The sequence below is a fragment of the Megasphaera stantonii genome, from assembly GCF_003367905.1.
GTDB lineage: Bacteria > Bacillota > Negativicutes > Veillonellales > Megasphaeraceae > Megasphaera > Megasphaera stantonii.
Genome location: NZ_CP029462.1, coordinates 1,003,841 through 1,023,262, shown reverse-complemented (window position 1 = coordinate 1,023,262; position 19,422 = coordinate 1,003,841). Strand labels below are relative to the sequence as shown.

Sequence of the window (19,422 nt, the reverse complement as noted above, 5' to 3'; positions counted from 1 at the left end):
AGGAGCATGTCATGAGCTGGCAGATTGAACGGAAATTAGCCGAGCGCCTGGCTGACGAGACGGGATATTACAAGTATCCCTTCGGCACGCGGCGGGCTATGGCCCTTTGCTACCCCAATACGTATGAAGTCGCCATGAGCAACCTGGGAATGCAGATCATTTATCGCGAAGTGAACGAACGGGCCGACTGGCTGTGCGAACGGGCCTTCCTTCCCGATAAAGAATTGGCCGCCTTGTACGCCAAAGAGCGCTCTCCTTTGCTGACCCTGGAAAACGGCCGGCCTCTCTGTGATTTTGAAATCATCGGCTTATCCGTCAGCTTTGAAATGGATTATTTTAATATTCCGGCTATGCTGGAGCAGGGCCGCGTGCCCGTGCTGGCTGCGGATCGGGAGGAAACAGACCCTCTCGTCGTCATGGGCGGCCCCGTAGCGTTTTTTAATCCCGAACCCTTGTCTCCCTTTGTCGACGTCTGTCTGATCGGCGAAGGCGAAGGGCTGATCCATTCTTTTTTAGACGCCTACACGGCGGGCCGCGAGGCCGGGGAAAGCCGGCAGGCGCTGCTGCGGCGGCTGGCGAAGGTGCCCGGCGTATACGTGCCGTCCCTGTATCGTCATGAATACGACGAGGACGGCCGTTTGCGGGCCATCGTCCCGGAAGACGGCGCGCCGGCGTCGGTACGGCGGCAGTGGCGGGAGCTTACCGGGCCGGGAGAAACGGTCGTGGCGACGCCCCATACGGAATTCGGAGCGATGTACCTCATTGAAATCGCCCGCGGCTGCGGCCGGCACTGCCGGTTCTGCATGGCCGGCTACTGTTACCGGCGGCCCCGCGTGCGGCCTTTGGAGTACGTGAAGGAAGCCGTGCTGAGGGGCAAGCGCCTGGGCAAGAAAATCGGCCTCATGGGCGCAGCCATATCGGACTATCCCTATATCGACGAGCTCGTCGAATTTATCCGCAGCCAGGGGCTGGCGTTTTCCTGCGCCTCCCTGCGGGCCGATTCGATTACGCCGGCCATCGTTAAGGGGCTGGCCGAAAGCGGCCAAAAGACGATTACCCTGGCGCCGGAAGCGGGCAGCACCCACATGCGCGACATCATCAATAAAGGGATTACGGAAGAGCACCTGCTCCATTCCATCGACTTGGCGACGGCTGCCGGCATCCGCCACGTCCGCATGTACATCATGATCGGCCTTCCAATGGAAACAGACGAGGACATCGAAGGCATCGTGACGATGACCAGGCGCGTGCAGGCCCATATGGCTTCCATCGGCAATAAGGGCAAGATTACTCTGAGCATCAATCCCTTTATTCCCAAGCCGTGCACGCCCTTCCAGTGGATGGCCATGACCGACCAGAAGACCGTCGAAAAACGGCTGTCCTATATAAAGAAGGCCTTGGACAAGGATAAGCAAATCGAAATATTGGCCGAGCCGCTGCGGCAATGCTATATTCAGGGCGTGCTGGCCCGCGGCGACCGGAGAGTCGGCCAATTGCTGGCCCTGGCCCATCAATACGGCGGCGTAAAGGGCTGGAAGCGGGCCGTGAAAGAGCTCCGCTTCGACGTACAGGGTTTCCTGTATACAGAGCGGCCTGTAGACGCCGTATTGCCGTGGAGCGTGCTGGATATGGGTTTAGATGCGAACTACCTGGTGAAAGAGCTGGAGCTGGCTCGCAAGGGCGCGTTTACCATACCGTGCTTCGACGGCTGCCGGCGGTGTCACGTATGCGGAGGCGGCGATGGCGACGGAATGGATTAGCCGCGATGGCCTCGGCTGGGAACAGAGTCGCCTGCTGCGGCAGGCCGGCCTGCGTCACGGCGCGACGGGCCGCTGCGGCGGCGTGAGCCAGGGGGCCTATGAATCGCTGAACCTGTCGTTTCAGACTGGGGACGCTGCGCTGCATGTGCTGGAAAACCGCCGTCGCTTGTGTCAGGCCGTCGGCATGGATTTGACGAAGCTGACGACGTGCCGCCAGACCGGCGAAGGCCACATCGTCGCTGTCGGCCCTGCCGAAGCCGGCTGCGGCGCCGGCAGCGTCCATACGGAGCTGGCTCATACAGACGCCTTGATGACAAACTGCGCCGGCCTGCCCCTGGCCGTTTTTACTGCAGACAGCGCTCCTGTCATCCTGTTCGATCCGGCCCATCATGCCTGCGCTGTCGGACGGGCCGGCCTGCGGGAAACGACGACGAGGCTGCCTGCGAAAATGGTCCTGGCCATGGAACTGGTATACGGTTCTATTTCCGCCGACCTGTACGCCTACGTCGGCCCCTGCGCCGGCGCGGACCATGTCGAAATCAGCGAAGGCTTCGCCCAGGCCGTAGAACGCATGGGGCCTGCCTATGCCTGCTGCATCGGCCGCGGAGCCCGGCGGACGATCGATTTGAAGCAGACCGCGCGGCAGCTGCTGACAGATGCGGGACTTTTACTGGGCCATATAGATATTTCTTCTTCGTGCGTATACGAAGAGGAAGAACGATTTTTTTCCTACCGGCGGGACTTCGGCCGTACGGGCCGCATGGCGGCCTTCGCCGTTCTGTAAGGGAAGCGGGGACGGCTGACGAAGACGAATGGACGGAGTGAGAATTTTTTATAAAAATTACTAGCATTTGCAGCGTTAAATATATATAATAGAAACAGTGTAATGTTTTATGAAGTAAGTCATGTACCCTACTGAAACTATGGGCGCTACGGAGGGATTACGCTTGATTAAGGATAATATTGAGGCCGTACGGCAGCGGATTTCCGCAGCAGCCGCCCGCGTCGGGAGAACCGATGCGATTACGCTGGTTGCCGTGACGAAGAACCACCCGGTCGAATTCATGAAAGAAGCGGCCGCAGCCGGTATTACCGACGTAGGTGAAAACCGTGTGCAGGAAGCTCTGCAGAAACAGAAGGAATTTCCCGATAATGGATTGACGTGGCATCTGATCGGTCACTTGCAGACCAATAAGGCCAAGCACGCCGTCGAACACTTTGATTTGATTCATTCCGTCGACTCGGAGCATTTGCTGCGGGCCGTCGACAAGGAAGCCGGAAAGATCGGCAAGGTTCAGGATATTTTGCTGCAGGTCAACGTGGCCCGGGAAGAAACGAAGTTCGGCATGGAAGTGGAAGAGTTTCCCGCCCTGTGCCGATTGGCCGGCGAGCTCCCTAACGTCCGCGTGCGGGGGCTGATGTGCATCGCGCCGAATTTTGAGCAGGTAGAGGACGTTCGTCCCATCTTCCGCATTGCTCGCGCGCTGTACGACGACATGAAGCTCAAATTCCCTGAAGGCCAGGTTCAGTATCTGTCTATGGGCATGACCCATGATTTTGAAATAGCAATTGAAGAAGGCGCGAACGTAGTCCGCGTAGGCACGGCTATCTTCGGCGCGCGTAATTACTAAGGAGGATATGACATGGGATTGAAAGATGTTTGGAATAAGGTTACGAATTCTATTAGCGGAGTAAACGACGAAGACGATTTCGAAACGGATGAATTCGAAGACGAAGAAGACGTTGTGGAAGAACGGCAGAACCGCCGCTCTGTCGCTGCGCCCCATCGTCCTGCCTTAGGATACGGCGCACAGCCGGCGCAGCCCCTGAAAATGATGATCGTCGAACCGGAAACCTTTGACGATTCGCAGAGCATCGCCGATTTCCTGCGGGAACGCAAGCCCGTGGTCATCAACTTCGAATCGACGGCTCCCGACGTATCGAAGCGCGTCGTAGACTTCATCAGCGGCGCGACGTATGCTCTCGACGGCAACATCCAGAAGGTCGGCAAGGATATTTTCCTGTGCGTTCCGAGCAACGTGACCGTCGACAGAAGCAAGCACGACTACGGCGATTTCAATGCGGCGCAGCTGGCCTGGAATAACGGCGACGACACGCCGCAGAAGTAAGACATAACGAGGGATTTTTGTGAAAAACAGAGATAGAATTATTCGGTATTACCAAGGCACGGACAATGGGGAGCTGGCGGCACGGCTGATCGATTTGGCCGACAGCGCCGCCAAGGGCCGTCCCTATGCCGTCAGCGAATTCGTTTCGCCCGGCGCGGTGCAGATCGGCGAAACGATTCAAGCCCACGCGCCGGCGCTGGTACTGCGTACCTTCGGCGGCTATCAGGGGGCGGAACGGGTAAAGCTGGCCTTTGTCAGCGCCGATTACGACGGCCCGGTGGATTTTAACCTGACGGCCTGCCGCGTCAAATGGGATTCCCGCTACCGCCTTCTCAGCCATCGCGACGTGCTGGGCTCTCTCATGGGACTGGGCATTGGCCGCGAACGCTTCGGCGACATCATCATGCAGGACGACGGCGCGGTCATTCTGGCCGATACGGCGCTGCTGCAGTATTTGAAGCAGAACTTCACCAAGGTGGCCATGGTGTCCGTAACGGTCGAAGAAATGCCGCTGAGCGATATTGCGCCGCGGCAGGAAAAGGTAAAGGAAATCAAGACGACCGTCGCGTCTCTGCGGCTGGATGCCGTCGCGTCGTCGGGATTCGGCATTTCCCGTACGAAGGCGGCCGAAGCGATTAAGGGCGACCGCGTGCAGGTAAATTGGCAGCCGGCGAAGGGCCCTTCTCAGGACGTGCAGGAAGGCGACGTCATCTCCCTGCGCGGCAAGGGCCGGATGGAACTGGCGCAGATTACGGGGACGTCCCGCAAGGGGCGCATCGGCGTGCTGCTGAAGCGGTATATGTAAGGCGTATTGGGTTGTAGTAGATCTGATTCAAGGAGGAATTTTGTCATGCTGACACCAATGGATATTCATAATAAAGAATTTAAACGGGGATTCCGCGGATACAGCGAAGAAGACGTAGATGCGTTTATGGATAGTATTGCCGCCGACTATGAAAAGGTCTATCGCGAATATTGCGAGCTGAAAGAACGGTGTGACAAGCTGCAGGACAAGCTGACGCAGTATGAAAAGATGGAATCGACGATGAACAGCACCCTGATGCTCGCCCAGCAGACGGCGGAAAACGTCAAAGTTACGGCCCGCAAGGAAGCAGAACTCATCCTGCAGGAAGCGTCGAATAAGAAAAAGCAGATGCTGAACGAAACGACGATGAGCCTGCAGTCTTCGCAGCAGGAATTAGACAAGGTTGTCGCCCAGACCCGGGCGTTCCGTGAAAAGTGCCGGGCTATTTTGACCAGCCAGCTGCGGCTGCTGGACGATATGGCCTTAGACAGCAAAAAAGATGACGACGCAGCGGTTAAGCCGGTGGAAGAACCGCCTGCGGAAGACGCAAAAGCAGAAGAATAATAGGAACGAATATGCTCTCTTTCAGGTATGACGACACAGTTAGACCCGGCAGGGAGTATATTTATTTTATGGAGGTATGGAAGAATGAAGCGAATTGCCTTGCTGCTCATAGCCGCGGCCGTGCTGCTGACCGGCGGCGCGGGAGCCTATAATCCCTACGCGCCCAACCCCTTTGACGCGATGGAGCAGAACTCCTGGGAATATCAGTACGTATATGATTTGACGAAGGACGGCCTGACCGACGCCGACCTGTCGAAATTTTCGCCGTCCTATCCCCTGACCCGGTTTGAAATGGTGCCCATGGTAGAAGCGGCCCTGCGAAACCGGAATCAGGCGACGGAAGAACAGCAGAAGAAAATAGACCGGCTGGCCGAGGCCTTTGCCGATGATTTGGCTCTGGCCGGCGTATATCCGTCCCAGCTGGCGCCGTCGACGGGCGGACAGCCCTTTGAATGGAAGAAGGAGGACGTACAATGAATACACCGAAATCAGAAATACGGATGATCGCCCTCGATTTGGACGGCACGCTGCTGCGCAGCGACTCTGCCGTATCGCCGCGGACTCTCAGCGCGATTCAGGAAGCCTGCTCGCGCGGCGTCGTCGTAGCCATCGCCACGGGCCGCATGTATGCGACGGCCAGTCCCTACGGCAAGCTGCTGGGCTTGGGAGATATTCCAATGATGCTCTATGCCGGCGGGCTGATCCAGACGGTCGAATCGAAACGGAAGCTGTTTGAACAGGCCATTGACGTGCAGGACGCGGCGGAATTGCTGGCCCTGACGAAACGAATGGGCTGGCAGATGCAGACCTACATCGACGACGTGCTGCGTGTGGCCGAATACGACGAATGGATTCAGGACTACGAACGCATTACCCATTGCCGGGCCGTCGTCTGCGGCGACGATTTTTATACGCCCCAGGGAGCGCCCAATAAGCTGCTGAGCCGCGGCGAGCACGATGAGCTGGTACGGCGCAGGGATATCATCGAAGAGGCCATGCCGGGGCGGTTTACTATCTTGTTTTCCGACCCGACGTTTTTGGAAATCATGCCGAAGGGCGTGAATAAGGGCATCGGCCTGCATCGCCTGGGCGAGCTGTTCCAGGTGCCTGTCGAACAGATTATGGCCGTCGGCGATTCGCCGAACGACGTCGATATGCTGAAAGAGGCGGGCTTTGCCGTCGCCATGGACAACGCCTCGCCGGCCGTAAAGGACGTCGTGGACTACGTCGCGGCCGGCAACGACGATGACGGCGTCGCCAAGGTGATTGAGAAGTTCGTTTTATAGACAAGGAGGCTCTTATGGACCAATTCCATCTGATCATCGTAACCGGCATGTCTGGCGCCGGAAAAAGCCAGGCCGTACAGGCATTGGAAGATATGGGCTATTTCTGCATTGATAATATTCCTCCCGTCCTCATTCCCAAGTTTGCCGAACTATGCATGAAGGGCGGCGAACGAGTCCGTCACGTGGCCCTCATCGCCGATATACGGGGCGGAGAGTTTTTCGACGCCATGAGCCAGTCGCTGAAAGAATTGAAAGCTCAGGGCGTTTCGTATGAAATCGTATTTATCGAAGCATCGGACCAGACCCTCGTACGCCGCTACAAGGAAACGCGCCGCCTGCACCCGCTGGCGCCGCACAGCCGGCTGAGCCAGGGGATTGCAGAAGAACGGAAGCGTCTGGAATCGCTGCGGAAGCACGCTGATTTCATCATCGATACGACGAATTTGAAGCCGAAGCAGCTTAAAGAACTGCTGGTGAAGAAATACGCCATCAGCGAGGGACGGAAGGGCATGAACGTTACGGTCGTATCCTTCGGATTTAAGCACGGCATGCCCATCGATGCCGACATTGTCGAAGACGTCCGTTTTTTGCCTAATCCCTTTTACATCGAAGAATATCGGAATAAATCAGGCCGCGTTCCTGCCGTTCGCGAGTACGTAGAAAGCTTTCCCATATCGGCGACCTTCAAGGAAAAATGGTTTGACATGATCGATTTCCTGCTGCCCAACTACGAACGGGAGGGAAAGAGCCAGCTGGTCATCGCCGTCGGCTGCACCGGCGGCATGCACCGCAGCGTCTGCATGGCCGAGGCCTTGTACAAGCACTTGAAAGAAACGGGCGTAGACGTATCCATCGAGCATCGGGATCTGTATAAAAACGACGTAGAAGAAGACGCGCCGGGCTACGAAGGAATGTAATGGAGGTGTCGGAGTATGCGCTTTTTTAAATGGCTGCATCCGGGACTGCATATCAAGCGATGGCTGTTTCTTTTCGGCTTGGGAATGATGGCGACCAGCTTCGGCCTGGTCCTGACCTTTAACTACCAATGGCTGGGGCAGGTTGAAGAGTGGATGTTCCGCCTGCTGTACGAAATGACCGGCCATTACAACTATACGGTGCTGGCGACGATCGGCATCCTCGTCATCGTGTCGGGCCTTTTCCTCATGGGATGGGCGACGCGCCGGCTCATCCGGACGATGCTGGGCGTCGTCATGCCCAATGAGTCGGAAAACATCAGCGATTTAATCTTGGCTAATCTGCAGCTGGCCAAGGGGCCGAAGGTCGTCGTCATCGGCGGCGGCACGGGGCTGTCGGTCATGCTGCGAGGGCTGAAGACCAAGACGTATAATCTGACGGCCGTCGTTACTGTAGCCGACGACGGCGGCTCTACGGGCCGCATACGGCAGGATTTGGATATCATCGCTCCCGGCGATTTGCGGAACTGCCTGGTCGCCCTGGCCGATAAGGAAGGGCTGATGGAAAAGCTCTTTGCCCATCGCTTCGGCGGCTCCGGCAATTTGACGGGTCACAGCTTCGGTAATTTATTTATCGCCGCCTTGATCGAAGTTCTCGGCGACGTAGAGGAGGCTATGGATGCGACGAGCAAGGTTTTGAAGGTCCGCGGCAAGGTCATTCCTGCGTCGGCGGAAAAAATACAGCTGAACGCGGAGATGACCGACGGCCGGGTCATTTGCGGCGAATCGCAGATTCCCCACGCCCACGGCAAAATCAAACGGGTGTTTACGACGCCTGAACAGCCTAAGGCGATTCAGTCTGCCATCGAGGCGATTCAGGAAGCCGACGTCATCGTGCTGGGGCCGGGAAGCCTGTATACCAGCATTATGCCGAATCTGTGCGTGCCCGATATAGCGGCGTCCGTACGGGCCAGCAAAGCCAAGAAGATTTATATCTGCAACGTCATGACCCAGCCCGGGGAAACGGACGGCTACACCGTGTCGGATCACGTCAAGGCCATTAACCAGCATGCCGGCCAGGAAATCGTCGATTTCGTCATCGCCAACAGCGGCGATATTGACACGGCTGTGCTGCAGCGGTATGCCGACGCAGGCTCCCAGCCCGTCGTCATAGACAAGCGGCGCGTCGGAGACTTGGGCGCGACGTTGCTGTCCGCCGATTTGGTAAACGCTGAAAAAGGCGGAACCCACGATCCGAAAAAACTGGCGAATGTTCTCTTCGATTTGATCAACGCCTTGCGGACCGACCTGTCGCCGGAGCTGCTCCACTATTATTTGAAGCGGTATGAGTTGAAGCGCAATTTAAGACGCCGCTAGAGGAGGCATACCCTATGTCCTTTGCTGAACAGGTTAAAAATGAGATTGCTCACTGCAAGCCGGAAAACGCCGCCTGCCGCTATGCCGAATTGGCGGCTCTGCTGTGCATGGGCGGGTCCCTGATGCTTGGCTCCCGCGGGCATGTGGGCATCGAATTCAGCACGTCGAACAACGCCGTAGCCCGCAAGGCCCTGAAGATGTGGATGGAATCCTTTGCCGTTCGTCCGGAAGTGCGCGTGCGCCAGGGCCTTCGGCTGCGCAAGAAAAATTATTATATACTGCGCGTTCCGCCGTCCTTTGCCAGCACGAAAACGCTGCAGCAGCTGTCGCTGTTCCCGAAAGACAAGGAATTTTCCGCTATTGATTTGAAAAATCCAGCCTGTCAGCGGGCCTTTCTGCGGGGCGCTTTCATGGGCGGAGGCTCCGTCAACCAGCCTAAGGGAGATTACCATCTGGAGCTTTTGACGGGAAACGAATCCTTTGCCCAGAAGCTGCTTAAAATTATGTGCCGGTTTCACCTGCCGGCCAAGATGACGGACCGCAAGGGCGATTATCTCGTGTATATAAAAGAGGGAAACGGCGTGTCAGCCTTTTTGCAGCTCATTGGGGCTGACCAGGCCTATATGAAGTTTGAAAGCGTCCGTATCGTCAAGGAAATGCGCAACAACGTCAACCGCGTCGTCAACTGCGAAACGGCAAATTTGCAGAAAACCGTCGATGCGGCCATACGCCAGCGCAGAGATATCGAAAAGCTTCAGGCTTCGGGCTTGTACCTGCGCCTGACGCCTAAGCTGCAGGAAGCGGCGGAGCTGCGCATGAGTCATCCCGAAGCGTCCATGAGTGAGCTGGCGACGTTGTCGGGATTGACGAAATCAGGCCTTGCCCATCGGTTTCGAAAGATTTCCGATATGGCAAAGCAAATTGAGGAATGAGAGATAGGATGAACGTAAAGAAACTATATCGAGCCGTTGCGGCGGGACTGCTGATGGCCGGTGCCTTGTGGGGTTCTGCAGGCGCGGTTGACCCGGCCGATCCGGCGGTGATGGGGAAAGTCGTGCGTTTTCCCATGAAGCATATTGCAATGAAAGACCCCGTCGACACGGGGACGCTGATTTTTTCCGACAGCCCGGAATATCCGGAGCGGCCGGGGATTTTATACGGCGACAAGGTAAGCGGCGATTGCCGGGTCTATTTTTATCACATGAACCAGAGCTGGGAGACGTGCAATGTCGTCGTCATGGCCTATAACCCGGCGGACGAGCCTGTCGACGCCGTCGTCAAAGGATGCCAGTACGCCCGGCCCAGCTCGTCTATTTACAGCGTCGGGAAGACATTGTCGATGATGTATTATGAAGGCGACGAGACGATCCATACGGTGAGCGTCCCGGCCCATGGGTATGCGCTGCTGGGCGAACGGCTGGACCACGTCGTCATTTGGCGGGGTCAGCTCTTTTCCGGCATTGTCGACGTAGAGCTTCCGTCGCCCATGTATGTGTCGACAATCATGGTGCCGTCGGAAGAAGACCCCATTGCGTTCGTGCAGAAGCAGATATACCTGCCCAGCGATTCCGTTAAGCTGCGCGGTACGTTTACTGGCAAGGATCGGGAGTGGGATGCCTTGTTTTCCTACGCCCCGAAAGACGGTCCGGCCTATATCAAGGTCGGCGGCGAAGACGACCGGTATTTAGTGGGGCGGGACGTCATGGACAACCGCCTGTCTGTCAACGTGGGAAATTACGGCGTTGAATATCGTATCGGACTGCGCACGAAGGGGAAGGGAGACCTGCATTTGTACTTTAATCCCCAGGGCGGTGAATATGCCGGCGTAATGGAAGTCACGTATAATCAGGGAAAAAAGGACGAGGTACGGAAAATCGTCGAGCTTCCTCCCCATGCCCTCAGCATTGGCAAGGAGGACGTGTACAGCATGCAGTATGTCGATACATTCAGGGCCGGAACGGATGTGAACCTTCGGTTTATGCCGCCAGGCGCGGCGAACTTGCCGGTGCGCTTCATCGTAGTGCCTGACGAAGATCTGCGGTCTATTGCCGGAGAAGCGAAGACAGATGCATAAGTAATGTTTACGGATAACAAAAAAACTCCCGAAAGGGAGTTTTTTTGTTGCCTTGCGGCCGTTTCTATTAAAGCGCAGGTTCTGTGCCGAACCATTTTTTGTATAATTTGGCGTACGTGCCGTCGGCTTTCAATTCCTTCAATGCGTTGTTTACCTTTTCACGCAATTCGGGTTTTTCTTTGCTGACGGCCATGGCGACGTTGCGGTCCTTGATCAAATCGCCGACGAGCTTCAGGCTCTTGTCGCCGCCCTGTTTTAAGTAATACATGGCGACGGCGCTGTCGATCGATACGGCGTCGCACGTACCGGCTTCCAGTTCCATCCAGCCCTGGCTGTTCGTGTCGAATTCTTTTACTGTCGCGCCGTGTTCCTTGGCGTAGAAGGCCGCACGCGAGCCGACCTGAGCGCCGACGGTCTTGCCGGCTAAGCTTTCGTAGCCCGTAATATCCGTGTTGTCCTTGCGGACGACGACAGTATAGCCGCCGCTGAAGTATACGTCGGTAAAATCGACTTGCTTCTTCCGTTCTTCCGTCGCATCCATGCCGGCGGCGATGAGGTCGATCTGGCCGCTCTTTAAGGCCGGGATCAAGGCGTCGAAGCCGAGGTTCTTGATTTCCATCTTGTAGCCGATTTTATCGCTGACAGCCTGGAGAAGGTCGATGTCAAAGCCTACATCCTTGCCGTCTTCCGTAAATTCAAAAGGCGGGAAGGTCGGTTCCGTACCGACGATGAGCACTTTTTCTTCGCTGGCTGCGCCCTTATTGTCCGCCGAATCGCTGCCGCAGCCGGCGAAGAGAGACACTGCGGCGACAGAGGCGGCGAGTATAGAAAGATATTTTTTGTTCATGTGGAACACCCCTTACAAAGTAAAATTACACAAGTTCGCTTAAATCCTGCATGATTTGAACGTGAGGCAGGCTGGCAAAGGCAGAAGCATCAGTCGTGCCCGTCGTCACGGCGGCGAAATCTACGCCGGCATGAAGAGCCGTTTCGGCGTCAATAAGGCTGTCGCCGACGTATAAGATTTCAGACGGCTCGAGATTAAAGCGCTGCTGAATCTGCTGAATCCCTTCGGGAGACGGCTTGGCCTCGCTGACATCTTCCATACCGACGACGCAGTCGACGAGCGATTCCAGATGTTCCTTTTCAATGGTCTGATTAATGCGCGACCGGGTCTTCGTCGAGACGATGCAGCAGTGCGCACCTTTTGCCTTTAAGCGGCGCAGCATGGGTACCGTCTGCGGGTACAAATGCGTGTTATCTACCATGTAATAGTCGGAATAGCGGACTTTATACAATCGGATGAGTTCTTCGATTTGCTCCGGATTCGTTTCGCCGGTCAGGCGGGCCATGGCGTCGTACATCGTCATGCCGATGGTCCGGCAAATGTCTTCGCGCGGGACGGGGCCGTACCCCTCGTCAGCAAACAGCATTTCAAAGCACATGACGATGCCCTGCTCTGAATTTGCCAGCGTGTAATCAAAATCAAAAATATACGTCGTATACATAGAGATTATTTATCAGCAGGCGGTTCTACGCCAAACCATTTTTTGTAAATTTGGGCATACGTGCCGTCGGCCTTGATGTCGGCAAGGGCCTTATTGACCTTTTCAAGCTGCTCCGGTTTTTCTTTGTTGAGAGCCATAGCCAGGCCGCTGTTGAGCACTTCCGATTCGCCGACGATCTTCAAGTCCTTGTCGCCGCCTTGCTTTAAATAGAACAGGGCGACGGAGGTATTGATGACGACGGCGTCGCAGGTGCCGCTGTTCAATTCCATCCAGCCCTGGCTGTTAGCGTCGTACTGCTTGACCGTTGCTGCACCGTGTTCTGTTGCGATGTCGACAGGCTTCGTGCCGACCTGGGCGCCGACGACCTTGCCCTTCAAGTCGTCAAAGCCGTTGATCGTCGTATTGTCTTTGCGGACGACGACGGAATAGCCGTCAAAGAAATAAGGCGTAGTGAAGGCGACCTGTTTAGCCCGTTCCTCCGTCGCGTCCATGCCGGAAGCGATCATGTCAATTTGGCCGCTCTTCAGGGCCGGGATCAAGGCGTCGAAGCCCATGCTCTTGACTTCCATCTTTACGCCCATCTTATCGCAGAGGGCCTGGGCTAAATCCAAATCGAAGCCGACGTATTTGTCGTTTTCCGTAAATTCAAAAGGCGGGAACGTCGGTTCCATGCCGACAATAAACGTGGCGTTTTCCTTTGCGGCGCCGGCGTTATCCGACGAACCGCAGCCGGCGATACATGCCGTCGCCGTCAAAGCCGCGGCAGCCAACATAAGTTGTTTCTTCATCATGTTACCATCTCCTATTGATGCGACTGTATGTCTATTCATCTGTTGCTTTTATAAATTATACTATATAATGCATGAATTTACCAGAATGAAGAAGAGAAGTTGTAAAATTAAATAGCATGCTGCATAATATTCTTTATATAGACGAAAGTTAATACACGGTTCCATGGAAATGAGGCAAGAGATGCGTATCTCTTTGTAAAATTCTCTTGACAAAGTAAAGAGATAAAGCTTATAATATAAAAGCCGTTGAGGCAAGCCAGAAATTACGGAAAGTAATCGGTTGGGATTTGTCAAAAGAACTTCAAAAAAAGTGCTTGACAAGGCCGGGCGAGTCTGGTAAGATATACAAGTCGTCGCGAGACGGCATGGCCTTTGAAAACTGAACAGTGTGATACGAAACAATACGCCAGAGTGCGAGGTCTTAGCAATAAGATTTCAAAACAGGTAACACCAATAATGTAAGTAAGAACGAGCAATCAGCTCTTCACATATCATGGAGAGTTTGATCCTGGCTCAGGACGAACGCTGGCGGCGTGCTTAACACATGCAAGTCGAACGGGAGGACATGGGAAGCTTGCTTCTTATGGACTCTAGTGGCAAACGGGTGAGTAACGCGTAAGCAACCTGCCCTCCGGATGGGGACAACAGCTGGAAACGGCTGCTAATACCGAATACGTTTTCATTGCCGCATGGCAGTGGGAAGAAAGGTGGCCTCTGAATATGCTACCGCCGGGGAGGGCTTGCGTCTGATTAGCTGGTTGGAGGGGTAACGGCCCACCAAGGCGACGATCAGTAGCCGGTCTGAGAGGATGAACGGCCACATTGGAACTGAGACACGGTCCAGACTCCTACGGGAGGCAGCAGTGGGAATCTTCCGCAATGGGCGAAAGCCTGACGGAGCAACGCCGCGTGAGCGAAGACGGCCTTCGGGTTGTAAAGCTCTGTTATACGGGACGAACGGCTAGTGTGCCAATACCACATTAGAATGACGGTACCGTAAGAGAAAGCCACGGCTAACTACGTGCCAGCAGCCGCGGTAATACGTAGGTGGCAAGCGTTGTCCGGAATTATTGGGCGTAAAGGGCGCGCAGGCGGTTTCATAAGTCTGTCTTAAAAGTGCGGGGCTTAACCCCGTGAGGGGACGGAAACTGTGAGACTGGAGTGTCGGAGAGGAAAGCGGAATTCCTAGTGTAGCGGTGAAATGCGTAGATATTAGGAGGAACACCAGTGGCGAAAGCGGCTTTCTGGACGACAACTGACGCTGAGGCGCGAAAGCCAGGGGAGCGAACGGGATTAGATACCCCGGTAGTCCTGGCCGTAAACGATGGATACTAGGTGTAGGGGTATCGACCCCTCCTGTGCCGGAGTTAACGCAATAAGTATCCCGCCTGGGGAGTACGGCCGCAAGGCTGAAACTCAAAGGAATTGACGGGGGCCCGCACAAGCGGTGGAGTATGTGGTTTAATTCGACGCAACGCGAAGAACCTTACCAAGCCTTGACATTGAGTGCTATCCTCAGAGATGAGGAGTTCTTCTTCGGAAGACGCGAAAACAGGTGGTGCACGGCTGTCGTCAGCTCGTGTCGTGAGATGTTGGGTTAAGTCCCGCAACGAGCGCAACCCCTATCTTCTGTTGCCAGCGCGTAAAGGCGGGGACTCAGGAGAGACTGCCGCAGACAATGCGGAGGAAGGCGGGGATGACGTCAAGTCATCATGCCCCTTATGGCTTGGGCTACACACGTACTACAATGGCTCTTAATAGAGGGAAGCGAAGGAGCGATCCGGAGCAAACCCCAAAAACAGAGTCCCAGTTCGGATTGCAGGCTGCAACCCGCCTGCATGAAGCAGGAATCGCTAGTAATCGCAGGTCAGCATACTGCGGTGAATACGTTCCCGGGCCTTGTACACACCGCCCGTCACACCACGAAAGTCATTCACACCCGAAGCCGGTGAGGTAACCTTACGGAGCCAGCCGTCGAAGGTGGGGGCGATGATTGGGGTGAAGTCGTAACAAGGTAGCCGTATCGGAAGGTGCGGCTGGATCACCTCCTTTCTAGGGAAGAAGTAACGGATTCTGAGGAAGACGTTACGAAACTTCAGGTCGGCATTCTGGAGTACGTACACATTGTTCAGTTTTGAGAGGCCATGAACCTCTTAAAAAAAAATATCCCATGGGCCTATAGCTCAGCTGGTTAGAGCGCACGCCTGATAAGCGTGAGGTCGGTGGTTCAAGTCCACCTAGGCCCACCAGGGCAAGTCGATACACCCGAAATGCAAAGGCAGAGTACGGACAATCGAGGAGCCGTCATATGTTGCAATGACATGCCTGCCCGTCTGGTGGGAAGCCGGCGCAACGAGTGTGGGGGTGTAGCTCAGCTGGGAGAGCACCTGCCTTGCAAGCAGGGGGTCAGGAGTTCGATTCTCCTCATCTCCACCACAATTTTATTACGAAAGACCCGTACCTTGACAACTGCATAAAACGAAACGAACAAACCTCTTTTTTGAAGAAAAGAGAAAGACTTAACGAACCGAAGAAACTCTGAAAAACGGTGAAGACATAAAGTCAAGCAAGTAAGGGCGTACGGCGGATGCCTTGGCCATATCAGCCGAAGAAGGACGCGATAAGCTGCGAAAAGCTGCGGTGAGGTGCAAGTAACCATTGACCCGCAGGTGTCCGAATGGGGAAACCCGGCAGCAGGAGTGCTGTCATCCGAAAGGAAGGGAACCCGGTGAACTGAAACATCTAAGTAGCCGGAGGAAAAGGAATCAACAGAGATACCCTCAGTAGCGGCGAGCGAAGAGGGCAGAGCCCAAACCAGAGCGGGAAACCGCTGTGGGGTTGCGGACTGCTAACAAATGGTTGGACGAAGCAGAACCAGTTGGGAAACTGGGCCAGAGACGGTGAGAGCCCGGTAAGCGTAAGGAAGACCATGGAGCAGGATCCAGAGTACCACGGGGCACGAGGAACCTTGTGGGAAGCAGGGGGGACCACCCTCCAAGGCGAAACACTGATATGGACCGATAGCGAATAGTACCGTGAGGGAACGGTGAAAAGAACCCCGGGAGGGGAATGAAAGAGAACCTGAAACCGTATGTCTACAAACAGTCGGAGCGCTTTACATGCGCGACGGCGTGCCTATTGAAGAATGAACCGGCGAGTTACTGTTGCCAGCGAGGTTAAGCGGAAAACGCGGAGCCGAAGCGAAAGCGAGTCTGAACAGGGCGATAAGTTGGTAGCAGTAGACCCGAAACCACAGTGATCTACCCATGTCCAGGTTGAAGCACAGGTAAAAATGTGTGGAGGACCGAACCAGTGAGCGTTGAAAAGCTTTTGGATGAGATGTGGGTAGGGGTGAAATGCCAATCGAACGTGGAGATAGCTGGTTCTCCCCGAAATAGCTTTAGGGCTAGCCTCATGGTAAGAGTACAGGCGGTAGAGCACTGAACGAGGTAGGGGCCTGTCCGGCTACCGAACTTAATCAAACTGCGAATGGCTGTACTTATACATGGGAGTCAGACTGCGAGTAATAAGGCCCGTAGTCAAGAGGGAAACAGCCCAGACCAACAGCTAAGGTCCCCAATGCCGTACTAAGTGGCGAAGGATGTGGAATTTCGAAAACAACCAGGATGTTGGCTTAGAAGCAGCCACCATTAAAAGAGTGCGTAATAGCTCACTGGTCGAGAGACTCTGCGCCGAAGATGACCGGGGCTAAAGTACGGAACCGAAGCTTTGGCAAGTATCATGAGATACTTGGGTAGGGGAGCGTTCCTGCATGGGAGAAGCCTGACCGGAAGGACAGGTGGACAGGCAGGAAGAGAGAATGCCGGTATGAGTAGCGAAAAGAAAGGTGAGAATCCTTTCCACCGAAAGCCTAAGGGTTCCTGGGCAACGATCGTCGACCCAGGGTAAGTCGGGACCTAATCCGAGGCGGAGACGCGTAGGAGATGGACAACAGGTTGAAATTCCTGTACCGCAGGAGTCTGTTTGAGCGAAGGAGTGACACAGAAAGGAATGCGCGCGTGCGATTGGAAGAGCACGTCCAAGCTGGTAGGTTGTGTGGCAGGCAAATCCGCCATACTAAAAGCCGAGAAGTGATGGGGAGCCATTGGAGACAATGGCGAAGGGGCAGGAACTAGGCTGTCGAGAAAAGCTTCTAGTGAGGACTCAGGCGCCCGTACCGAAACCGACACAGGTAGGCAGGAAGAGAATTCTAAGGTGCGCGGGAAAACCCTCGTTAAGGAACTCGGCAAAATGTATCCGTAACTTCGGGAAAAGGATAGCCTAAAGTATGTGAGCTGCAGAAACGCAGGGAGCAGGAATAGGCGGCAGAAGAGAGGCCCAAGCGACTGTTTACCACAAACACAGGCGTCTGCTAAAGCGAAAGCTGACGTATAGATGCTGACACCTGCCCGGTGCTGGAAGGTTAAGAGGACGTGTTAGCCGTAAGGCGAAGCAGAGAATTGAAGCCCCAGTAAACGGCGGCCGTAACTATAACGGTCCTAAGGTAGCGAAATTCCTTGTCGGGTAAGTTCCGACCCGCACGAAAGGTGTAACGATTTGGGCACTGTCTCAACGAGGGACCCGGTGAAATTGAAGTACCTGTGAAGATGCAGGTTACCCGCGACTGGACAGAAAGACCCCATGGAGCTTTACTGTAACCTGAGATTGGATTCCGGTAAGAGATGTACAGGATAGTTGGGAGGCTGAGAAACGGGTACGCCAGTATCCGCAGAGCCGCTGGTGGGATACCAACCTTGTTTTATTGGGATTCTAACGAGAGACGTAACGAGTCTTTGGACAGTCTCAGGCGGGCAGTTTGACTGGGGCGGTCGCCTCCGAAAGAGCAACGGAGGCGCCCAAAGGTTCCCTCAGCGCGGACGGAAACCGCGCGAAGAGTGTAAAGGCAGAAGGGAGCTTGACTGCGAGACGGACAGGTCGAGCAGGGACGAAAGTCGGGCTTAGTGATCCGGTGGTAGAGAGTGGAATTGCCATCGCTCAACGGATAAAAGCTACCCTGGGGATAACAGGCTTATCTCTCCCAAGAGTCCATATCGACGGGGAGGTTTGGCACCTCGATGTCGGCTCATCACATCCTGGGGCTGAAGTAGGTCCCAAGGGTTGGGCTGTTCGCCCATTAAAGTGGTACGCGAGCTGGGTTCAGAACGTCGTGAGACAGTTCGGTCCCTATCCATCGCGGGCGGAAGAAACTTGAAAGGGGCTGCTCCTAGTACGAGAGGACCGGAGTGGACGGACCAATGGTGTACCAGTCATGGCGCCAGCCGTGCAGCTGGGTAGCTACGTCCGGGACGGATAAACGCTGAAAGCATCTAAGCGTGAAACCAGCCTAAAGATGAGGTTTCTCATTGTGAAAGCAAGTAAGGTCCCATGAAGACGACATGGTAGATAGGCCGGGAGTGGAAGTGCAGTGATGCACGGAGCGGACCGGTACTAATAGACCGAGGGCTTGACTTAAGTAGAGAGTCGCTTACTCCCGAAGGGAGTGGGTGAGGGAATCTGGAAGCAGGTTCTGAGGAAAGAAGACCGTAACAGAGCGGAGGCTCGTTAAGGAAGTTCGTTTTATGCAGTTGTAAGGGCACGGGCCCTTAGGAAATTCAGTGGCGATAGCTGCGGGGATCCACCTGTTCCCATGCCGAACACAGCAGTTAAGCCCGCAAACGCCGAAAGTACTTGGGGGGAGGCCCCCTGGGAGGATAGGAAGCCGCTGATTACAAAAAGAGAGCAGTGCAAATGCGCTGCTCTCTTTTTGTAATCAGCATCTTCTATCCTATCACCCAGGGCTTGCCCTGGGATAAGCATAAGCAGGGAACACCGTTTGAAGGAGCGAAGCGACGCGCAAACGGTAGTGAGTCGCTTACTTCGAATCGGGACACATGAGATAGAAGACCGATAGGCCTATTGTGGCAAAGCCTGCCGATTCGAAGCCCTGATGGAGATACACTAGACAGATAGACACGACGCGCAAACTTGTGCGAGTCGCTTATGTCGGACCGCTAACCTAAACAGGATATGTTGCAGCAACATATGCATACGTGCCGCTCCGACTGATAGGTGAGACGACCGCCAGCAGGAGACGTATATGTTTTATATATAGCGGCTTCCCATCCGATGTCAAAGAGTTGCCTTAAGATCAGCATAAGCAGGGAACCCCATTTGAAGGAGCGCAGCGACGCGCAAACGGGAGAGAGTCCCTTAC

Annotated in this window: 15 protein-coding genes, 2 tRNA genes and 3 rRNA genes; 17 read left to right on the top strand and 3 right to left on the bottom strand. The window is 55.1% G+C overall.

Translation table 11 applies throughout. The features are described from left to right. Window positions 1-11: 11 nt before the first annotated feature. The 12 genes from DKB62_RS04820 to DKB62_RS04765 all read left to right on the top strand — a co-directional run bounded on the left by DKB62_RS04820 (window position 12) and on the right by DKB62_RS04765 (window position 10,909). The gene (locus DKB62_RS04820) at window positions 12-1,760 is read left to right on the top strand and encodes a radical SAM protein (RefSeq protein ID WP_107195238.1); all 1,749 of its coding nucleotides are present in this window, start codon (window positions 12-14) and stop codon (window positions 1,758-1,760) included. Beyond that, window positions 1,741-2,544 (top strand): purine nucleoside phosphorylase YfiH/LACC1 family protein, encoded by an 804-nt coding sequence (locus DKB62_RS04815; protein WP_107195239.1) that lies wholly within the window; start codon window positions 1,741-1,743, stop codon window positions 2,542-2,544. Before DKB62_RS04820 ends, DKB62_RS04815 begins: the two co-directional genes overlap by 20 nt. Window positions 2,545-2,707: 163 nt before the next feature. Then, on the top strand, window positions 2,708-3,391 hold the full coding sequence (locus DKB62_RS04810) for a YggS family pyridoxal phosphate-dependent enzyme (RefSeq protein WP_087478236.1): 684 nt from the start codon (window positions 2,708-2,710) through the stop codon (window positions 3,389-3,391). Between the two features lie 12 nt (window positions 3,392-3,403). After that, window positions 3,404-3,889: a cell division protein SepF gene (locus tag DKB62_RS04805; RefSeq protein ID WP_107195240.1), complete on the top strand. Its 486-nt coding sequence runs from the start codon at window positions 3,404-3,406 to the stop codon at window positions 3,887-3,889. A 19-nt stretch (window positions 3,890-3,908) separates the two neighbouring features. Beyond that, entirely contained in the window at window positions 3,909-4,694 is a 786-nt protein-coding gene (locus DKB62_RS04800; protein ID WP_087478238.1) for a YlmH family RNA-binding protein, read from the top strand. A 45-nt stretch (window positions 4,695-4,739) separates the two neighbouring features. Continuing rightward, complete coding sequence (locus DKB62_RS04795; RefSeq protein ID WP_162860288.1) at window positions 4,740-5,258, top strand: DivIVA domain-containing protein; 519 nt, start codon at window positions 4,740-4,742, stop codon at window positions 5,256-5,258. 84 nt (window positions 5,259-5,342) lie between these two features. Further along, window positions 5,343-5,735, top strand: coding sequence for a hypothetical protein (locus DKB62_RS04790; protein WP_107195242.1), 393 nt, complete (start codon window positions 5,343-5,345; stop codon window positions 5,733-5,735). Further along, on the top strand, window positions 5,732-6,544 hold the full coding sequence (locus DKB62_RS04785) for a Cof-type HAD-IIB family hydrolase (RefSeq protein WP_107195243.1): 813 nt from the start codon (window positions 5,732-5,734) through the stop codon (window positions 6,542-6,544). Before DKB62_RS04790 ends, DKB62_RS04785 begins: the two co-directional genes overlap by 4 nt. Window positions 6,545-6,558: 14 nt before the next feature. Continuing rightward, window positions 6,559-7,461 (top strand): RNase adapter RapZ, encoded by a 903-nt coding sequence (rapZ, locus tag DKB62_RS04780; protein ID WP_087478242.1) that lies wholly within the window; start codon window positions 6,559-6,561, stop codon window positions 7,459-7,461. A gap of 15 nt (window positions 7,462-7,476) precedes the next feature. Next, window positions 7,477-8,835, top strand: coding sequence for a gluconeogenesis factor YvcK family protein (locus DKB62_RS04775; RefSeq protein WP_087478243.1), 1,359 nt, complete (start codon window positions 7,477-7,479; stop codon window positions 8,833-8,835). A 14-nt stretch (window positions 8,836-8,849) separates the two neighbouring features. Beyond that, entirely contained in the window at window positions 8,850-9,767 is a 918-nt protein-coding gene (gene whiA, locus DKB62_RS04770; protein WP_087478244.1) for a DNA-binding protein WhiA, read from the top strand. Between the two features lie 8 nt (window positions 9,768-9,775). Then, window positions 9,776-10,909 carry a hypothetical protein gene (locus DKB62_RS04765; RefSeq protein WP_107195244.1) on the top strand — a complete coding sequence of 378 codons (1,134 nt, stop codon included), beginning with the start codon at window positions 9,776-9,778 and terminating at the stop codon, window positions 10,907-10,909. A gap of 67 nt (window positions 10,910-10,976) precedes the next feature. Here the strand turns inward: DKB62_RS04765 and DKB62_RS04760 are convergent, their stop codons facing one another. From DKB62_RS04760 to DKB62_RS04750, 3 genes are read right to left on the bottom strand one after another with little or no spacing between them, the layout of a single operon-like run. Beyond that, a complete protein-coding gene (locus DKB62_RS04760; protein WP_107195245.1) occupies window positions 10,977-11,756 on the bottom strand; it encodes a basic amino acid ABC transporter substrate-binding protein in 780 nt (259 codons plus the stop codon). Window positions 11,757-11,781: 25 nt separating this feature from the next. Next, complete coding sequence (locus DKB62_RS04755) at window positions 11,782-12,417, bottom strand: HAD family hydrolase (protein WP_107195246.1); 636 nt, start codon at window positions 12,415-12,417, stop codon at window positions 11,782-11,784. A 5-nt stretch (window positions 12,418-12,422) separates the two neighbouring features. Then, window positions 12,423-13,208 (bottom strand): basic amino acid ABC transporter substrate-binding protein, encoded by a 786-nt coding sequence (locus tag DKB62_RS04750; RefSeq protein WP_107195247.1) that lies wholly within the window; start codon window positions 13,206-13,208, stop codon window positions 12,423-12,425. A gap of 490 nt (window positions 13,209-13,698) precedes the next feature. On the opposite strand from DKB62_RS04750, the gene DKB62_RS04745 reads away from it, so the two are divergent. The 5 genes from DKB62_RS04745 (at window position 13,699) to rrf (ending at window position 18,936) form a co-directional block, all read left to right on the top strand. Further along, window positions 13,699-15,260 (top strand): 16S ribosomal RNA (locus DKB62_RS04745). 120 nt (window positions 15,261-15,380) lie between these two features. After that, window positions 15,381-15,457 (top strand) — tRNA-Ile (locus DKB62_RS04740). A gap of 111 nt (window positions 15,458-15,568) precedes the next feature. Further along, window positions 15,569-15,644, top strand: a tRNA-Ala gene (locus DKB62_RS04735). 124 nt (window positions 15,645-15,768) lie between these two features. Beyond that, window positions 15,769-18,680, top strand: a 23S ribosomal RNA gene (locus tag DKB62_RS04730). 139 nt (window positions 18,681-18,819) lie between these two features. Next, window positions 18,820-18,936: ribosomal RNA gene (gene rrf, locus DKB62_RS04725) — 5S ribosomal RNA — on the top strand. Together the 16S, 23S and 5S rRNA genes with 2 tRNA genes alongside form the textbook arrangement of a ribosomal RNA operon. Window positions 18,937-19,422 lie beyond the last annotated feature (486 nt).